The sequence below is a fragment of the Rhizobium sp. SU303 genome, from assembly GCF_021052345.1.
In the GTDB taxonomy this organism is placed as follows: domain Bacteria; phylum Pseudomonadota; class Alphaproteobacteria; order Rhizobiales; family Rhizobiaceae; genus Rhizobium; species Rhizobium laguerreae.
Genome location: NZ_CP088095.1, coordinates 2719813 through 2735090, shown reverse-complemented (window position 1 = coordinate 2735090; position 15278 = coordinate 2719813). Strand labels below are relative to the sequence as shown.

Genomic DNA, 15278 nt, shown 5'->3' with positions numbered 1-15278 from the left:
GTCACCAATAGGAAGATCCGATGACCCTTTTCAAAAGCAAAACGGCGCGCGGCGACAAGTCCGTGCAACAGGTCGCAACCCTATCCCGGCGAGCCGCCCTGGCAATGGCGGTCGCCGCAACAGGGCGCGTCGCGCAGGCCGCTCCGGGATCAGATGCGGCATTGCTCGCCATCATCCGCCGCACAGAACAACAGGCGGCGGCTTTCATGGCCGGCGACATGACACGGTGGGCGAGCCTCATCCGCCTCGATGACGACTTCACCCTGATGCAGCCTTTCGGTGGTTCCGCCAGCCATGGCTTCGACGACAGTCCCGAGCATCTGGCCGAGCTCGCTCGGTTCTTCCGCAATGGCGGCGGAACCCTGGAGGTGGAAAAGTCCTACGTCAGTGGTGACCTGATCGTACTGGTGATGATCGAGCGCCAGCATGGTGAGGTAGGCAGCCTGCCGGACCAGAACTGGTCGTTGCGCGTCACTCAGGTCTATCGCCGGCATGGATCGGAGTGGCTGCTCGCCCACCGTCATGCCGACCCACTGGTTGGGAAGATCTCGCTGGAACAGGCCGCAGCCCTGGCCCGGGGCGAATGATGTCCGTCCGGATTTGAAAACGATCGCCTTGCCGTGGACCCCGGCTCTCGCGGCAACGCCCCTTCCATAGATTTTCTGAAATTTATAATTGAGATTGCAGTCTGGAGATGGTTTTCTGCGACCTTGCGTAGCTGAGTCCACGCCTTCTCCCGATTTTAATCCGAGTGGCCCATGTCGATTTCAGATGCGATCTATCGTCCTTTCGAAAACCTGATCCGGCCGCTCGATATCCCCTACCGGCCACTACCGTCGAAGGGGCCGGTGGCGGTACTCCTGCATTTCATCTCGATGTTTCGGGGTGTGCTGATTGCGCTGGCATTTTGCTCCATGGCGTTCGAGGCGATCAACCTGACCATCGTCTGGGGACTTTCGGTCATCGTCGACGGCGTTACGCAACAGGGCGCTCCGCCTTCCTACAGAGCGAATGGCCGTTGCTGACCATTCTCGGCTTCCTGATTTTTCCGGTCATGCCGATCGTTTCATTCGTGCGCAATACTCTCACGTCGCATACACTCGGCATCGGCATGCCGGCCGCCATCCAGTGGCAGGGTCACAAGGCGGTGGAGCGGCAGGATCTCGCCTTCTTCCATGATCTCTATGCCGGGCAAGTCGCTTCGCGCCTGTCGCAGGTGGCCTCCGCTGTGCAGCAGCAGATCATTGCCGCCTTCCAGTCCATCCCGCGCTTCCTGATGCAGTTGGTGGGCTCCGTGATCCTGCTCAGCGCGCTGGCCTGGCAACTCGCCTTGCCCGTCGTTGTCTGGATCGCGCTCACGTGGCATTCACCGTCAGGATCGTTCCCACCTTTGTCGAGCGTTCTCGCCGAACGGCCAAGCAACGCAGCCTGGTGGCCGGCGCCATCACCGATCTCTACACCAACATGCAGATGGTTAAGCAGTTTGCGGCCGAAGATAGCGAAGCAGGTGCTATCCGCCGCACCATCCAGAAGGCCGTGCAGACACAGCAGGGTGAACAGCGCATCTATCGCAGCTCGGAACTGACCGTTGTCGTCCTCAACACGCTGCTGTGGCTGAGCATGTTGTCGATCGGATTTTCCGGCCTCGTCAACGGATTTCTCTCCATCGGCGAGTTCGTCGGCGCCGTCTACATCCTCAACCGGCTGTCGACGCAGATCTTCACTTTCCTGCAGATGGGCCGGCAGATCTTCCAGGCAGTCGGCACCATCAAGGACGCCATGCCCGTCATGACGACGCCGCCCACCATCACCGACCGGCCGGATGCGGCAGACCTCGCTGTCAGCAGCGGCGAGATTCGTTTCGACCATGTCCGCTTCGCCTACAAGTCCGGCAAGCCTGTCATCGATGATCTGTCGCTGACGGTCCTGCCCGGCGAGAAGGTCGGCTTGGTCGGCCTCTCCGGCGCCGGCAAGACCACGCTCGCCAACCTGCTTCTGCGCTTCTATGACATCAAGGACGGCGCGATCTTCATCGACGGGCAGGATATCCGCGCCGTCACCCAGGCGAGCCTTCGCCGCTCCATCGGGGTCATCGCGCAGGACGTCGCGCTGCTGCACCGTTCTGTCGGCGACAATATCCGTTACGGCCGGCCGGAGGCGACGAAGGACGAGATCGAAGCGGTGGCGAAGATGGCAAGCGCCGATGTCTTCATCGCCGATCTTTCCGACGACGAAGGCCGCAGGGGCTATGACGCCTTCGTCGGCGACCGCGGCATCAAACTGTCAGGCGGCCAGCGCCAACGCGTGGCCATCGCCCGCGTTCTCCTGAAGGATGCGCCGATCCTGGTGCTCGACGAGGCGACCTCCGCCCTCGACAGCGAATCCGAAGCCGCAATCCAGGAAAGGCTGAACCTGGTCATGGAGGGAAAGACGGTGATCGCCATCGCCCACCGGCTGTCGACCATCGCCAGGATGGACCGGATCGTCGTGCTTGACCACGGGCGCATCGTGGAGGAGGGCAGGCCGGACGAACTGGTCGAACGCGACGGCCTGTTTGCGCGCCTGTGGAAACGCCAGACCGGCGGCTTCATTCCTGAAGACATCGATGAGCCCTCGCCGCCCTCGCCAGAGGGCTGACCGCGGTGCTGAATAAGTGCCTGTCACGTCGGCAAACCACGACACCTTATCCGCGGTCGCACCCCTTGACGTTGGCGGCGGCAATCCTGCCTATTGCTGGCAAGGGAACCGGGGCAGGGGCAATGATCAACTCGTCGAGCAGGTTGGGCAGGCGCGATTCCGATGTCACCGTCCGCCGCATTTTGAAGGTCAACCATGCGGGCGAGTTCGGTGCTATCAGGATCTATGGCGCTCAGATCCTGGTGGCTCGGCGGCTGTTTCCCGACATCGTGCCGGCGCTTGAAGAGATGCGTCGGGACGAGATCGACCATTGCCGCCTGTTTCGCGAGGCGATGCCTGCAAGGAGCGCCAAGCCGTGTCGTGTCATGGCATTCTGGAGCCTCGGCGGTTCTGTGCTCGGCTTCCTGACGGCGCTTGCCGGGCGCAACATGATCTGGATTTGCACCGAGGCAGTCGAAAGCACGGTCCATCGCCATCTCGAAGACCAGTTGGTTTTCCTTGCAAAGCGCGATCCCGAGCTTCACGCCCTCATCGCGTCGATCCAGGAACAGGAACTGGCGCATCTCAGGACGGCCGAAAGCAGCCAGAAAGGGCGGGGCCTCAGCCACGCCCTGCTCCTGCCCGTCGTCGGCGCCCTGACCGACCTGATGATCTGGCTCTCGACCTGGGGAGACTCGAGCTGGATGCGCGCCGAAATGGCGCGTGCGGGGAGGGGCTAGTCTTGCCGCGCAAACGGTAACTTGCTGCTGTCGGGCCTTTGGCCAAATGCGAGTGCGCTATTCGACGAGCCCGAAGATAGGGCCGTAGCCGCCGTGCCAAGACCGGTCGTTGCGGCCCATTTCGGGATTGTAAAGTCCGACACCCCGTCCGCCATCGAGAAACAAGGCATCCGGGCATTTCAGATGGTCGCGGAAGAGCCTTGCGAAATCGTGGAAATTCACCCCGTCTTCGCTGATCGCGAAACGAACCGCGCCACGCTCGCAGACGCCGACACCGTTGCGGCGGGTTCGGTCTGTCGAGCCGACGATGAAGATCGGGTTCAGCTTGTTGGCGATGACAAGCATCGGGCCGGATTGCGTGGCGAACCGCACCTTGGGCCAACGCTTCAGAAATTTATCGGTCGGAAGTATCCCGGCACCTGCCTCACCCAGAAAGAACACGCCGTTCGGCTTCTTATAGAAATTCGGCACCTGACCGGCTGAGCTTTCGGCCTTTGTCGTATTGGCGGGCTGAAATTCCCTGGCGTTTTCGACATAAAGTCCCATCGGCGAAAAATCGGCCCGGTACATCCCGGCGTTGACGGCGAAAGCCAGTGTTCGCCCCTCGGCGCGAACGGCTTCGGCAAGGCTTGAAAAAGTGCGATAGGGTGCGTCATCGGCGTTCTTCCAGAACAATCGGAGGTCGGCTTTGCCCGGCTCCAGCGTGCAGACGACGTATTTCGCTTCTTCGAAGCTTTCTTGCTCGCATGGTTGCGCATGCGCCTGATGCACGGATACTATCGTTGCCGCCAGCATGATGGCCCCGGCGAGCGTGCCACGTTTGAGATAGGTCATCGGTGTCACGTCCTCGAGCTGCTTACCATGTGCCTGACAAAGCCGTGCACGCGAGCAGCACCCCGGTCAAGATATTCGCCAGGAACAGGCGATAGTTCACCTCCGGGCGGGCAAGATCGATCCGCTGGGTCTGCCAGGCGAGATGGATGGCGATCACCAGCATTCCGATCGCATAAGGCGGCGACATTTCCAATAGCCAGCCCCCGAGTGACCACGCGCCGACCGCCAGAGCATAGAACAGGCCGATCAAGGCCTTGCCGTGCCGGCCGAACAGGATTGCCGTCGATTTCAGGCCAAGGCGGGCGTCGTCCTTCAGATCGACATAGGCGTAGATCGTATCATAGCCGATCTGCCAGGCGACGGACCCCGCCCACATCAGCACGGCGCCAGCCGGGATATGTCCTGTAGCCTCGGCCCATGCCATCAGCATCCCCCAGTTGAACGCCGCGCCCAGGACGGCCTGGGGCCAGTGGGTGAAGCGCTTGCAGAGCGGATAGACGAAGACGAGCGGCAGGACACATATCGCGATGAGGCGCGTGTAGGGCGTCAGGAAAAACAGAAGCGACGCCGCCAGTGCGAGTTCAACGGTCAGGAAGATAAAGGCCTGTCGCGTGACGATCTCTCCGCTTGCCAAAGGCCGAAAGCGGGTCCGCTCGACATGGCCGTCAAACTTCCGATCGGCGATGTCGTTGACCGTAGAACCGGCACTTCTCATCAGCAGAGCGCCGAGAGAGAAGATCGCCAATTGCCTGAGATCCGGGAGACCGTGCGATGCCTGGATAAGGGCCGCCCAGCACGGGAAGAGCGTCAGCCATATTCCGACCGGGCGATCCAGCCGCGCCAACCGGGTATAAGGCCGCCATCCGGCCGGCAAGCGGCGATCCACCCAGTCGCCACGGTGGATGTCGCTGAGATCAGGGCGGCTTAGAGTCGTCATGATGTGATCCAAATTTCCTGTCGCAAATAGCCATGAAGCCTCAAGTTTTTGTCGCCATCGGCGCTGCTCAGAATAGGAATTTTTGCAGACACGGCAATCACCTTGCGCTGCGATTGGTCGCTGACCTCCGCAGCTAGTTGTTCTTGTTGTGTTCACATGTTTGCGATATGAATTCTTTCGATCTTGGAGCAGCGAAAGGGAAGATCATGAGCGTCTACGCGACCGTCGGTGCAGTCGATTCCATCAAATCGAATGGTTTTTATGATGCGACTTTGGCAACGATCGGTTGGAGCAAGCATCGGGAATTTCCCGGATGGAGCGCCTATTCCGAAGGCGGGAAGGGTGACGGTTTCGTTCTATGGGTTTGCAAGCCGATCAACGGCGAACCGGCGAGCGCCGGAAATGGCTCGATGGTTGGTTTCATGGCCGAGTCCCATGCCGAGGTGGACGCTTTTTACGATGCGGCCATGACAAACGGCGGAACGGACGAGGGCGCGCCTGGTCTACGTGCGCATTACGGGCCGAACTGGTATTCCGCTTACGTGCGCGACCCCACCGGAAACAAGATTGCTGTCGTCTACGACGGCTGAGGCCAGCTCGATTGCCGCAATTCGACGTCTCGGGGACTACCAGGCGGTACGGGCGGTGCCGAGCGCGGTCGTATGAGAGGATGAGACCTGGGCGACGTGCGCCTTGAGCGACACGACGCAGTTTCCCGGAACGCTGAGATTGTGCGACGTCAAGTGTTTCAGCAATGTCTCGGCGTCGCGCTTTTCGGTTAGCGGAAATGTCACAGTCATGCGAGTTCTCCAACGAATAAACTGAGCATCCGCACAAATTAATGTCTAAATTCTTTTGCGCTGCAACAAGAAAATTTTAACGATAAAATTAAAATCGATTAGCTTTCGGAGTGGCCATTTTAAAAATCGTTTGAAATTGGATTCGGGGCTCCTCCGTGGAAGCGTTGAGTGCTTCGGCCAGCCGCGAGGGATGATGCCATCAATGTGTGCATTGACCCATCCGGCCATTGATCCTCGCAGCTTATGGGATCCGAACCAGCCTGTGTCGTCCGGTTCCGGCAGGTCGAAGTGCGGAGGGGAAGGTGTTTGGAGCGTCGTGAGCGTTAGGTGCGCTGGTTGACGTAGATCGGGCGGTCATCTGCCGTTGCGGGCGGCCAAGCTCCTGAGCCGTAGTCCGTTGAGCCTATCGCCCGCCGGCGGAACTCCGGCACCTTTCGGCCGGAGAGCTCGAAGAGCTGGCCAGGCTGCTTGCCAAGACCGAAGGCGGGCACTGACGGGCGAGGGATCGTATCGTCGTCGCGGAGGCTATATCATTCCTGGTTTCTCCGTGGCGCAGAGATGGTCTAACTTTTGTTTTTGCGCGATTGCGGGCGCGCTGTGTCAGACAATTCCGTATTTCTTCAGGAGCGCCTGCTCATCACCGGAAACCCAACCAAATATCTTCGGCTCTCCATTCAGTTTCTGAACGAGATAATGGACATCGAAATCTATCGAGATATCCGGCGCGTCCTGTCGAGAGTAGATCGCCGTCCAGGCAAGGTGAGCCACGCAATGACACTCATCGATCGGGGAGAGCCTGAGATCGCGCATCCGCATTTCTTTCGTACCTGTGGACCGATAGCGCTCAAAGCCCTGCTCCATGATCCGTCCGAGCTGGTCGTCGTTTTTTCCCGCCATGACCCCGGCGGGCGAGGCCGCTATGAACGCGGAAGCGTAGAACGACGCGCTCGCATCCAAGTCCACATCGCCATCCAGCGCGCGATTGAAGAACTGCTGATATCGCGCGAACAGGTCCCTGACCGCAGTCTCCATCGATCACCCTCAATTCCAATCGGGCATCCCGGGTAGCAGTATGCTTGTGCGTGGCGCAATTGCCAATGCCAGCCAAGAGTTCAATGGGACTAAAGCGCGCCGCGCTTTAGTCCTTATGTGATGGGCGACATGCACTAACCGGCGTAGGCCGCCTCAAGATCGGCGATGATGATCTTCCGCATTTTGTACATGGCCTGGACCGTCCGCTCCGCCTTCTTGCGGTCGGGATCGCCGATCAGTCGGAGGGTGATCTCGGGGCAGACCTGCCAATTGACGCCGAATTTGTCCCGCAGCCAGCCGCAGGCCCGCTCCGAGCCGCCGGCCGATGTCAGCGCTTCCCAGTAATAGTCGGTCTCGGCCTGATCCCTGGTTTCGACGAAGAACGAGACGGCATCGTTGAAGCCGTCGCCAGGCCCCGCATTGAATGTCCTGAGCCTGAGGTCTTCGAGCGCGAAATCATAGGTGGCGATTGGCAAGGTGCGGTTCGTTCCGGAGACCCAGTCCGGCACCTCCGTGGAGCCGAGTTTCTTCGCGTTTCTGAAGACGGAGAGATAAAAATCGCGGGCTTCTTCAGCCTGGGTGTTGAACCAGAGGAAAGGGAAAATCGTTGCCATGGTCGTTTGCTCCGCAACATCGGATATAGGTGATAGGAAATCACAGATCGTCTCGTTAGCGCCGATGCTGTCTCATAAAGGAGACGTGGCGCCTATCCCGAACATATGAAGCGTATGGGCTCGACGACAAACCAAATTTCGGCAATGATTTGTGATCAAAACTCACAAATGAGCCGACCTATGCCAAGACGATTGCCGCCGCTGAACGCCCTGCCGAGCTTTGAGGCGGCCGCGCGCCATCTGAGCTTTTCCCGAGCCGCCGACGAACTGAACGTGACGCATGGCGCGATCAGCAGGGCGATCAAGCACCTCGAGGAGCAGCTCGACGTGCAGCTGTTCGAGAGGGGAACGCGGTCGGTCCGTCTGACAGCTATTGGCGAGCCTTATGCGCAGTCGGTGCGCGAAGCGCTCGATCTGCTGGCGGCGGCAACGAAATCGGCATCGGCCCGCCATTCGGACAAGACGCTCAACGTCAGCACGTCAGACGGATTTGCCGGCCGGTGGCTGGTGCCGCGGCTCTATCGTTTCCATCAGGCGAACCGCGACATCGATGTACGGATATCGACGACCGGCCGGCTGACGACCTTCCTCGCCGACGGCATCGACATCGCAATCCGCTACGGCGGAGGTGAATATCCTGGGCTCACATCGGAGTTTCTGACCGGCGAAGAGGTCTTTCCCGTCTGCAGCCCCCGGCTTCTGGAAGGGATGCGTCCCCTGCGCGAGCCCGGCGATCTGAAGCATCACACGCTCATTCACGACGGGTTCCCCATCGACTGGGCGACCTGGCTGCGCAGTGCCGATGTCAGGGATGTCGATCCGAAGAGCGGCCTGACATTCGACTCTGCAAGTTTCGCCGTCGAATCCGCCGTACAGGGCGAGGGCGTGGTTTTGGGGCGCACGATGCTCGTCGCCGCCGACCTTGCCGCGGGCCGGCTGGTCAGGCCTTTCAGACAGGCGCTCACATCCGCGTCGCAGTACTTCGTGGTCTATCCGCCGCGCGCAATTCACCAACGCAAGGTGAAGGCATTTCGTGATTGGCTCGTTGCCGAAATCAGTCATTCTTGAGATCTCGGGTGCCACAGCGCCTCGGCCGAATGGAGTCCGCGATGAAAAGGGTAAAGCTTGACCAGTGGTTTGGCCGCGAAGCGTTTGGCGATGATCCTGCCAATTATCACAGCGCGCGGCCGCCTTATCCGCAGGCGACCTGGGCGGCCCTGCGCGAGCGCGCCGGTCTTAGGGCCGGCATCGACATATTGGAGATCGGCGCCGGTTCGGGGCTGGCGACGGTGGCGCTGCTCGGTCACCGGCCGCGCAGCCTCGTTGCCGTCGAGCCCGATGGCCGGCTTGCGGATTACCTTCGCACCTCGCTCGACGATCCCTGTCTCGATATCGTGGAGGCTCCTTTCGAGACCGCCGATCTCAAGCCGGCCTGCTTCGATCTGGTCGCTGCCGCGACGATGTTTCACTGGCTTGATCCGACAGCTTCGCTGAAGAAGATCCATGGTCTGCTTCGGCCGGATGGAGCCGTCGCCCTGTGGTGGAACGTCTTCGGCGATGCAGGCCGGCCGGATGCCTTCCATGACGAAACGGTGCATCTGTTCGCGAGTCATCCATCGAGCCTGTCGAGCGGCGATGCGGAGCGATTGCCTCACGGGCTGGACACTGGCGCCCGTGTCGCGGAACTGGCCGCCACCGGCTTCATTGCCGACGAGCCGCAATTTCTCTCGTGGACGCTGACGCTCGATCCGGCAGCCGTCCGCAGGCTGTATGCAACCTATTCCAACGTCGCAGCGCTGCCACCGGCCGAGCGCGGCGCGTTGCTCGATGCTCTGGAAGACATTGCCGCATCACGTTTTGGCGGACACGTCGAACGCAACATGACGACGGCGATCTATACGGCGCGCCGCCGTTCGTGACAGTCGAGGCGAGAGGGGCGGGAGAGAGGATCACTCGACCTGGATATGAATATGGTCGTCGTGGGCGGCGCGGCAACCTTGAAAGCGGATATGGCTATCGGCGATGCCGAGCGCGTTCTTCAGATGCGGCTCGATGAAGATCTTCTGCAGGCCGAAGCGCGTCACACCTTCGCTCGTCAACCAGCCGATCGCGGCCGATGTGCGCTGCTCCTCGATCCGATAGGCCGGAAACAGAGGCTGCAGCGCATCGAAGTCCCAGCGGGTGGTAAGCCAGTCATTGCGCCCTTCGCATGGCCGTTCGTCGCCGGGGGCGGGTTGCTCGAAGGCGAAATAGCCGATCGGGGAGCGGGTGGCGCCATTCAGGAAGGCACCGTCCACATCCTTGTAATAATAGGCGAAGTCGAGCTTTTTCCCGTCGGCATGCGACAGATGCGGCAGCAGCGGAAAGCCGTTCATGAAGGGGAAATTCGCATCCAGCGCGACCGTGACGGTTCCGGGGAATTCCCTGTCCATGTGGGCGGTAAGCGCCTTTGCCAGATCGTGCACTTCTGGGGTGACGTAGTTGCGGTTCAGCAGGCAATAGATTGGGGAGCGGACCACGAGCCGGTCCGCGGCGTCGGCGATGCAGGAGAGGGGAACCCGCCCGAAGATCGGCGCGGCGAGGCTCGCGGCAAAGGTGGCGCCGGCATAGCAAAGCAGGAAGATCGCCAGCTTTGTCAGAAACCGCCGCAAGCCCCAGGCGCGTGAGGCGGCCAGCGCCACCAGATAGGCGATGCCGCCGATCTGCGTCAGCAGCGTCAGGATGAGAACGATCAGGGCGTGAAGGGCAAAACGGAACACGGGAAGGCCTTGCGGACGTTGTCGTTCCCATAGGCGAGGCGATGCTGCTACGCAAGGCGGATGGCGGGGAAGTGCGCGGCTCATTTATGCCCTTCCATTTGAGTGCTCCGAATTGACAGGATGAATTATCTGACTAAAGTCAGATAACATGACCTACGATCCTGTCGCTCGTGTCCGTCGTTTCAACCGTGCCGTCACCTCCGAAGTCGGCGCTCTCGATACGTCTTTCCTCGGACGCGGCCGTCCGCTGGGCGCAGCCCGTGTCCTCAATTCGATCGGCCGGGGGCAATCGGATGTTGCGGTGATCCGCGATTATCTCGGTCTTGACTCGGGGCTGATGAGCCGTCTGCTGCGCAGTCTGGAAGAGGAGGGTCTCATCGAGACGGTGCCGAACCCTCAGGACGCGCGTCGCCGCGTTGCCAGGCTGACCGAAACCGGCCGTTGCGAGTTTCAGGCTTATGAAGCGCTTTCCAATGCGCAGGCGAAGTCGTTTCTGGCGCGCCATCGCCACCCGGACGAACTGCTGCGCGCAATGGATATCGTCGCTTCCTCGCTGAGACGTGAGCAGATCGTGCTCGAGGAGAAAGATCCTCGGCACGAGGACGCCAGCTATTGTCTGAACGAATATTACGGCGAACTCGCACGCCGCTTCGAGAAGGGGTTCGATGTATCGCTTTCTCGCGATCCCGACGCCAAGGATATGATCCGTCCGCGCGGTGCGTTCCTGGTGGCCATGTCGGATGGCCTGCCGATCGGCTGTGTCGGGCTGAAGGGCAATAGCGGCGAGGTTGCGGAGATCAAAAGGCTCTGGGTCGCCCCGTCCGCGCGTGGCCTTGGGCTCGCAACGCGCCTTATGACGGCCGTCGAGAACATCGCCCGCGAGTTATCCATCAAGCTCCTGCGCCTGGATACGAATAGCGCTCTGCCCGAGGCAACACAGCTTTATCGCGGAACCGGCTGGAGTGAGATCGAGCGTTTCAATGACGATCCATACCCGGACACGTTCTTTGAGAAGCGGCTTTAAGTGACGCTCGCTTTGAGCTGCTCACCTCTCCTCCCTCATTCCAGTGCTCGTCACAGGAATCCTGTACGCCCAAGTCCTTGGGCGCGCGCGAGTTCGTTGCTTGGATGGGAGTCATTCACGGCGCAGACGCGCCGTGGCTGGGATTCCTGTGACAGGCACAGGAATGAAGGAGGTGAGGCGCTGCTGCCCGGCCCTTCGCAGGGCTCCGGGCGTTCGGCCCTGCGATCGATTCGCTGGATCGATCGCTCCTGCTTTGCAGGACCGGGCCTCACCCCCTGCCGGTCAGGCGGCGAAGCGCTCCGTTATCGGGCGGCGGCGCAGGTTCGGCTGCGTTACCGCAGGCGGATTATAGGCCGCCTCCAGCGGGCCGGTGTCGGTGCCGGGCGGGACGATCGCGTCGATCCGGTCGAGGATTTCGTCCGTCAAGCTCACCCCGGCGCCGGCAAGCAGATCGTCGAAGTGCTCCATCGTGCGCGGGCCGATGATCGCCGAGGTGACGGCGGGATGGGCGATGGTGAAGGCCATCGCCATGTGCGCCAGTGAAAGCCCTGCCTGGTCGGCGAGCGGGATGAGCCGTTCGACCGCGTCCAGCCGGCGCTCATCGTTCATCTGCCTGGGGAAGCGTTTGGCGCGGGCGCTGTCGGGTTGCGGCGCGCCCTTGCGGTATTTGCCGGTGAGCATGCCCATCGCCAGCGGGCTCCACACCATCGCGCCCATTCCGTAACGCTCGCAGGCGGGCAGAACCTCGCGTTCGATACCGCGGTTGAGGATCGAATAGGGCGGCTGCTCGGCGCGGAAACGTGCCAGCCCGCGGCGCTCGGAAACCCATTGCGCCTCGATAATTTCCGAGACGGGGAAGGTCGACGATCCCACGGCACGCACCTTGCCCGCCTGTATCAGGTCGGTGAGGGCCGATAGTGTCTCCTCGATATCGGTATCGGGTGCCGGCCGGTGGATCAGGTAGAGATCGATATGGTCGGTCTGCAGGCGACGCAGCGAATCCTCGACTGCGCGGATCAGCCAGCGGCGCGAATTGCCCTGTCGATTCGGGTCGTCGCCCATCGGCAGATGTGCCTTGGTGGCGAGCACAACGTCGTCGCGCCGGCCCTTGAGCGCCTTGCCGACGATCTCCTCGGATTCGCCGCGGCTGTAGATATCGGCGGTGTCGATGAAGTTGATGCCGGCATCGAGCGCCTTGTGGATGATCCGGATCGAATCCTCGTGGTCGGGATTGCCGGCGGCGCCAAACATCATCGCGCCGAGGCAGTAGGGGCTGACCTTAATGCCGGTTCTACCAAGCGTGCGGTATTGCATAGTCTGTTCCTTTTATTAGGGAGGCGGACTTCGTGCGCATCGATGTGGCCAACACCGTCGCGCCGTGTTAACTTGCATAAACGGAACCGTATTCCGTTTATATACGGAACAATGTTCCGTTTTGCAAGCGGATGAAAGATGAACGACGAGAGCAAAGAGCACGAGGACGGCCTAAAGCCCGGGGAAAGCGCGGACAGGCGCGTGCGTGCCGACGCCAAGCGCAATCTCGACGGGCTGCTTCAGGCGGCATTGACCGTGTTTGCGACCTCCGGCGTCGATGCCCCGGTGCGTGAGATCGCGGAGAAGGCCGGCGTCGGCATCGGCACCGTCTATCGGCATTTTCCCGAGCGTTCCGACCTCGTCGTCGCCGTCTTCCGCCGCGAAATCGATGCCTGCGCCGACGCTGCACCGATCCTTGCCGCCGAACATGCGCCGGGCGAGGCGCTGGCCAGATGGATGCAGCGTTTCGTGGATTTCATCGCGGCCAAGCGCGGGCTTGCGGCGGCCCTGCACTCCGGCAACCCGGCCTTCGATGCCTTGCCCGCCTACTTCCAGCAGCGGCTGCAGCCGGCCCTTCGCTCGCTTCTCGACGCCGCCGCTGCCGTTGGCGAGGTCCGCACCGATATCGCCGCCGAGGATCTTTTGAATGCGGCCGCAAGCCTCAGCATGCACGCCTACGCGCAAGGGTCCGAGCATGCCCGGCGCATGGTGTCCCTGCTGGTCGACGGGCTGCGCTACGGCGCTGTACAGCGGTGAAGCTCCGACAATGAAACGGGCCGTTGCCCGGCCGGCACGCGCACGGCCGGGCAACGGCTTGGCGTCATCAGGTCCGCATCGACAGCTCGATATCCTCTTCGAATGAGGGCGGGTTGGGTCCCCACCAGCCCTTCCAGGCATCATCCCGCCAATCACCGCGGATAGGCCCGAACATGTTGCGTCCGAGAATGAAGGCGCTGAAATTGGCCATGCCGCGGGCCGCATAACCCTCGTCGATGCCTTCAGAACCGCCGTCCTTTCCGATCATCGCGCGGAAGGTGCGGGTACGGAAAAACCATTCGAACATCTCCGTTCCCCGCTTGCCCAGCGGATCGGTCGTGCTTTGCTCCGGCCCGGCGCCGAAACCATCCACGGAAAGCGAAAATGCTGCGAGACGCACCTTCGACGTGCTGCTCTCCTCCACCTGATTGCATACCGAAACTAGTTGCGTTGTCGCATAAGTGATCCTATATTGCAACCAGTTTTAAGGAGAGAATTCGTGGATATTGAACTGCGGTCGGGCTGCCCGATCAACCTGACGATGGAAGTGCTGGGCGATCGGTGGAGTCTCATCATCATCAGGGACATCATGTTCGGCAACCGCCGCCATTTCCGCGATCTTCTGACCCATTCGGAGGAGGGCATTGCCTCCAACATTCTGGCTGCCAGGCTGAAGCGTCTGCTTTCGCTCGGATTCATCAGCAAGCGGGACGACCCGAGCCACAGCCAGAAAGCGATCTACAGCCTGGCGGAGCCGGCGATCCAGCTCGTGCCGGTCTTTGCCATGATCGGCGCCTGGGGACGGCGGCATCTGCCTGTGAGCGAGGAGCTGAGCATCCGTGCGCAGCTTCTCGAAGAAGGCGGGCCGCCGCTGTGGGACGAATTTATGGAGGATCTCCGGCAGATCCACATCGTCGACCCGATCGGCGGCGCCAACGGTACATGCACTTCGCCGGTGCTCGCGAAGCTAACTGCGGCATTCCTCGAGGTCCGCGCGAGATCGTTGTCGCAGGCATCCTGATATCGCGGGATGTCGGTCGGCTCGATCAGCCGCCGGCACCCTGGTACTTGCTGGTGGCATATCGCCAGTAGGCGATTGATATCAACACCCAGATCGGGCCGGCTGCGAGAGCCACCGGCCCGGCCCAATCCCCGAGGATTGGGATGGGCTTGCCGAGCAGGGCGCCGACGGGGACCGAGCTGGTGAGGGCGAGCGGGACCGCGCTGATGAGGATCGCCTGGATGCCGCCGGGGAAAATGTTGAGCGGGTAGCGCGTCAATTCCCAAAAGCCGAAGAAGATCGAGAACAGGTGGTTGGAGCGCACCCAGATCAGCGCCGTGGCGCCGATCATGGTGATGAGTGCCGCGGTCAGCAGCGTCGCGCTGAGGAGCGCGGCAATAAGGAACGATGCCGACCAGACCGACCAGGCGAAGTCGACGGACTGGACGGCCCAGCCCATCAGCGGCACCGCCAGGATGACGTGGCCGGCATAGCCGATATTGAGGCCGGAAAAAACCAGATAGGCCCAGGGGCTGAAAGGCTTGACCAACAGCGTGTCGAAAGTGCCGAGCCGCACCAGTTCTTCGAGGTCGCGCAATTGCACGAAGCTCATCGCGGCGCCGAGCGAGTAAGCCAGCAGCTGGAAGCTGAACAGCAGCGCCAGTTCCGGCCAGGTCCAGCCGCCAAGCGTATCGAAGCGGGCGAGCAGGATGCCGATGGTGGCGAAGACGCTGCCATAGGAAAGGATCTGCGCAAGACGGTCGAGCCAGAAAGCGCCGCGATATTCCATCTGGGAGCGGACATGCATCCGCACCAGCAGCGGCAGGACGCGAAGGTGATGAATAAGCACGA

General features: G+C 61.5%; 16 protein-coding genes and 2 pseudogenes. 9 read left to right on the top strand and 9 right to left on the bottom strand.

The features are described 5' to 3' along the window. Positions 1–20 precede the first annotated feature (20 nt). From RlegSU303_RS13690 to RlegSU303_RS13680, 3 genes and pseudogenes are all read left to right on the top strand, one after another. Entirely contained in the window at positions 21–587 is a 567-nt protein-coding gene (locus RlegSU303_RS13690; protein ID WP_017960983.1) for a YybH family protein, read from the top strand. Positions 588–758: 171 nt separating this feature from the next. Beyond that, positions 759–2637, top strand: a pseudogene (locus tag RlegSU303_RS13685) (ABC transporter ATP-binding protein). A 122-nt stretch (positions 2638–2759) separates the two neighbouring features. Then, positions 2760–3356 carry a demethoxyubiquinone hydroxylase family protein gene (locus RlegSU303_RS13680; protein ID WP_017960981.1) on the top strand — a complete coding sequence of 199 codons (597 nt, stop codon included), beginning with the start codon at positions 2760–2762 and terminating at the stop codon, positions 3354–3356. Between the two features lie 57 nt (positions 3357–3413). Here the strand turns inward: RlegSU303_RS13680 and RlegSU303_RS13675 are convergent, their stop codons facing one another. Both RlegSU303_RS13675 and ubiA read right to left on the bottom strand, forming a co-directional pair. Continuing rightward, complete coding sequence (locus RlegSU303_RS13675; protein WP_131719038.1) at positions 3414–4190, bottom strand: phosphodiester glycosidase family protein; 777 nt, start codon at positions 4188–4190, stop codon at positions 3414–3416. A gap of 22 nt (positions 4191–4212) precedes the next feature. Next, a complete protein-coding gene (ubiA, locus tag RlegSU303_RS13670) occupies positions 4213–5127 on the bottom strand; it encodes a 4-hydroxybenzoate octaprenyltransferase (RefSeq protein WP_131719037.1) in 915 nt (304 codons plus the stop codon). Between the two features lie 206 nt (positions 5128–5333). Between ubiA and RlegSU303_RS13665 the strand changes: the two genes are divergently transcribed. Next, entirely contained in the window at positions 5334–5717 is a 384-nt protein-coding gene (locus RlegSU303_RS13665) for a VOC family protein (RefSeq protein ID WP_131719036.1), read from the top strand. Positions 5718–5753: 36 nt separating this feature from the next. Here RlegSU303_RS13665 and RlegSU303_RS13660 read toward each other — a convergent pair whose 3' ends face one another. The 3 genes from RlegSU303_RS13660 to RlegSU303_RS13650 all read right to left on the bottom strand — a co-directional run bounded on the left by RlegSU303_RS13660 (position 5754) and on the right by RlegSU303_RS13650 (position 7573). Beyond that, complete coding sequence (locus tag RlegSU303_RS13660; RefSeq protein ID WP_003540843.1) at positions 5754–5927, bottom strand: hypothetical protein; 174 nt, start codon at positions 5925–5927, stop codon at positions 5754–5756. Between the two features lie 600 nt (positions 5928–6527). Continuing rightward, positions 6528–6959: a nuclear transport factor 2 family protein gene (locus tag RlegSU303_RS13655; protein WP_131719035.1), complete on the bottom strand. Its 432-nt coding sequence runs from the start codon at positions 6957–6959 to the stop codon at positions 6528–6530. A gap of 134 nt (positions 6960–7093) precedes the next feature. Next, a complete protein-coding gene (locus RlegSU303_RS13650; RefSeq protein WP_131719034.1) occupies positions 7094–7573 on the bottom strand; it encodes a VOC family protein in 480 nt (159 codons plus the stop codon). Between the two features lie 180 nt (positions 7574–7753). Here RlegSU303_RS13650 and RlegSU303_RS13645 point away from each other — a divergent pair, with 180 nt between their 5' ends. Both RlegSU303_RS13645 and RlegSU303_RS13640 read left to right on the top strand, forming a co-directional pair. Beyond that, positions 7754–8641, top strand: a complete 888-nt coding sequence (locus tag RlegSU303_RS13645; RefSeq protein WP_017960977.1) for a transcriptional regulator GcvA — start codon at positions 7754–7756, stop codon at positions 8639–8641. Between the two features lie 29 nt (positions 8642–8670). Further along, positions 8671–9492 carry a class I SAM-dependent methyltransferase gene (locus RlegSU303_RS13640; protein ID WP_131628595.1) on the top strand — a complete coding sequence of 274 codons (822 nt, stop codon included), beginning with the start codon at positions 8671–8673 and terminating at the stop codon, positions 9490–9492. A gap of 30 nt (positions 9493–9522) precedes the next feature. Here the strand turns inward: RlegSU303_RS13640 and RlegSU303_RS13635 are convergent, their stop codons facing one another. After that, positions 9523–10416, bottom strand: coding sequence for a hypothetical protein (locus RlegSU303_RS13635; RefSeq protein WP_231283192.1), 894 nt, complete (start codon positions 10414–10416; stop codon positions 9523–9525). A 64-nt stretch (positions 10417–10480) separates the two neighbouring features. On the opposite strand from RlegSU303_RS13635, the gene RlegSU303_RS13630 reads away from it, so the two are divergent. After that, the gene (locus RlegSU303_RS13630; protein ID WP_131719032.1) at positions 10481–11356 is read left to right on the top strand and encodes a bifunctional helix-turn-helix transcriptional regulator/GNAT family N-acetyltransferase; all 876 of its coding nucleotides are present in this window, start codon (positions 10481–10483) and stop codon (positions 11354–11356) included. Positions 11357–11638: 282 nt separating this feature from the next. On the opposite strand, the gene RlegSU303_RS13625 is transcribed toward RlegSU303_RS13630, so the two are convergent. After that, positions 11639–12670 carry an aldo/keto reductase gene (locus tag RlegSU303_RS13625; protein WP_131719031.1) on the bottom strand — a complete coding sequence of 344 codons (1032 nt, stop codon included), beginning with the start codon at positions 12668–12670 and terminating at the stop codon, positions 11639–11641. Positions 12671–12808: 138 nt separating this feature from the next. On the opposite strand from RlegSU303_RS13625, the gene RlegSU303_RS13620 reads away from it, so the two are divergent. Next, positions 12809–13426, top strand: coding sequence for a TetR/AcrR family transcriptional regulator (locus RlegSU303_RS13620; RefSeq protein WP_131719030.1), 618 nt, complete (start codon positions 12809–12811; stop codon positions 13424–13426). A gap of 106 nt (positions 13427–13532) precedes the next feature. Here the strand turns inward: RlegSU303_RS13620 and RlegSU303_RS13615 are convergent. Further along, a pseudogene (locus RlegSU303_RS13615) lies at positions 13533–13850 on the bottom strand (dihydrofolate reductase family protein); the annotation flags it as partial. A gap of 75 nt (positions 13851–13925) precedes the next feature. On the opposite strand from RlegSU303_RS13615, the gene RlegSU303_RS13610 reads away from it, so the two are divergent. Beyond that, a complete protein-coding gene (locus tag RlegSU303_RS13610) occupies positions 13926–14447 on the top strand; it encodes a winged helix-turn-helix transcriptional regulator (protein WP_025395039.1) in 522 nt (173 codons plus the stop codon). A gap of 25 nt (positions 14448–14472) precedes the next feature. Here RlegSU303_RS13610 and RlegSU303_RS13605 read toward each other — a convergent pair whose 3' ends face one another. Then, positions 14473–15276, bottom strand: a complete 804-nt coding sequence (locus tag RlegSU303_RS13605) for an ABC transporter permease (RefSeq protein ID WP_131719029.1) — start codon at positions 15274–15276, stop codon at positions 14473–14475. Positions 15277–15278 lie beyond the last annotated feature (2 nt).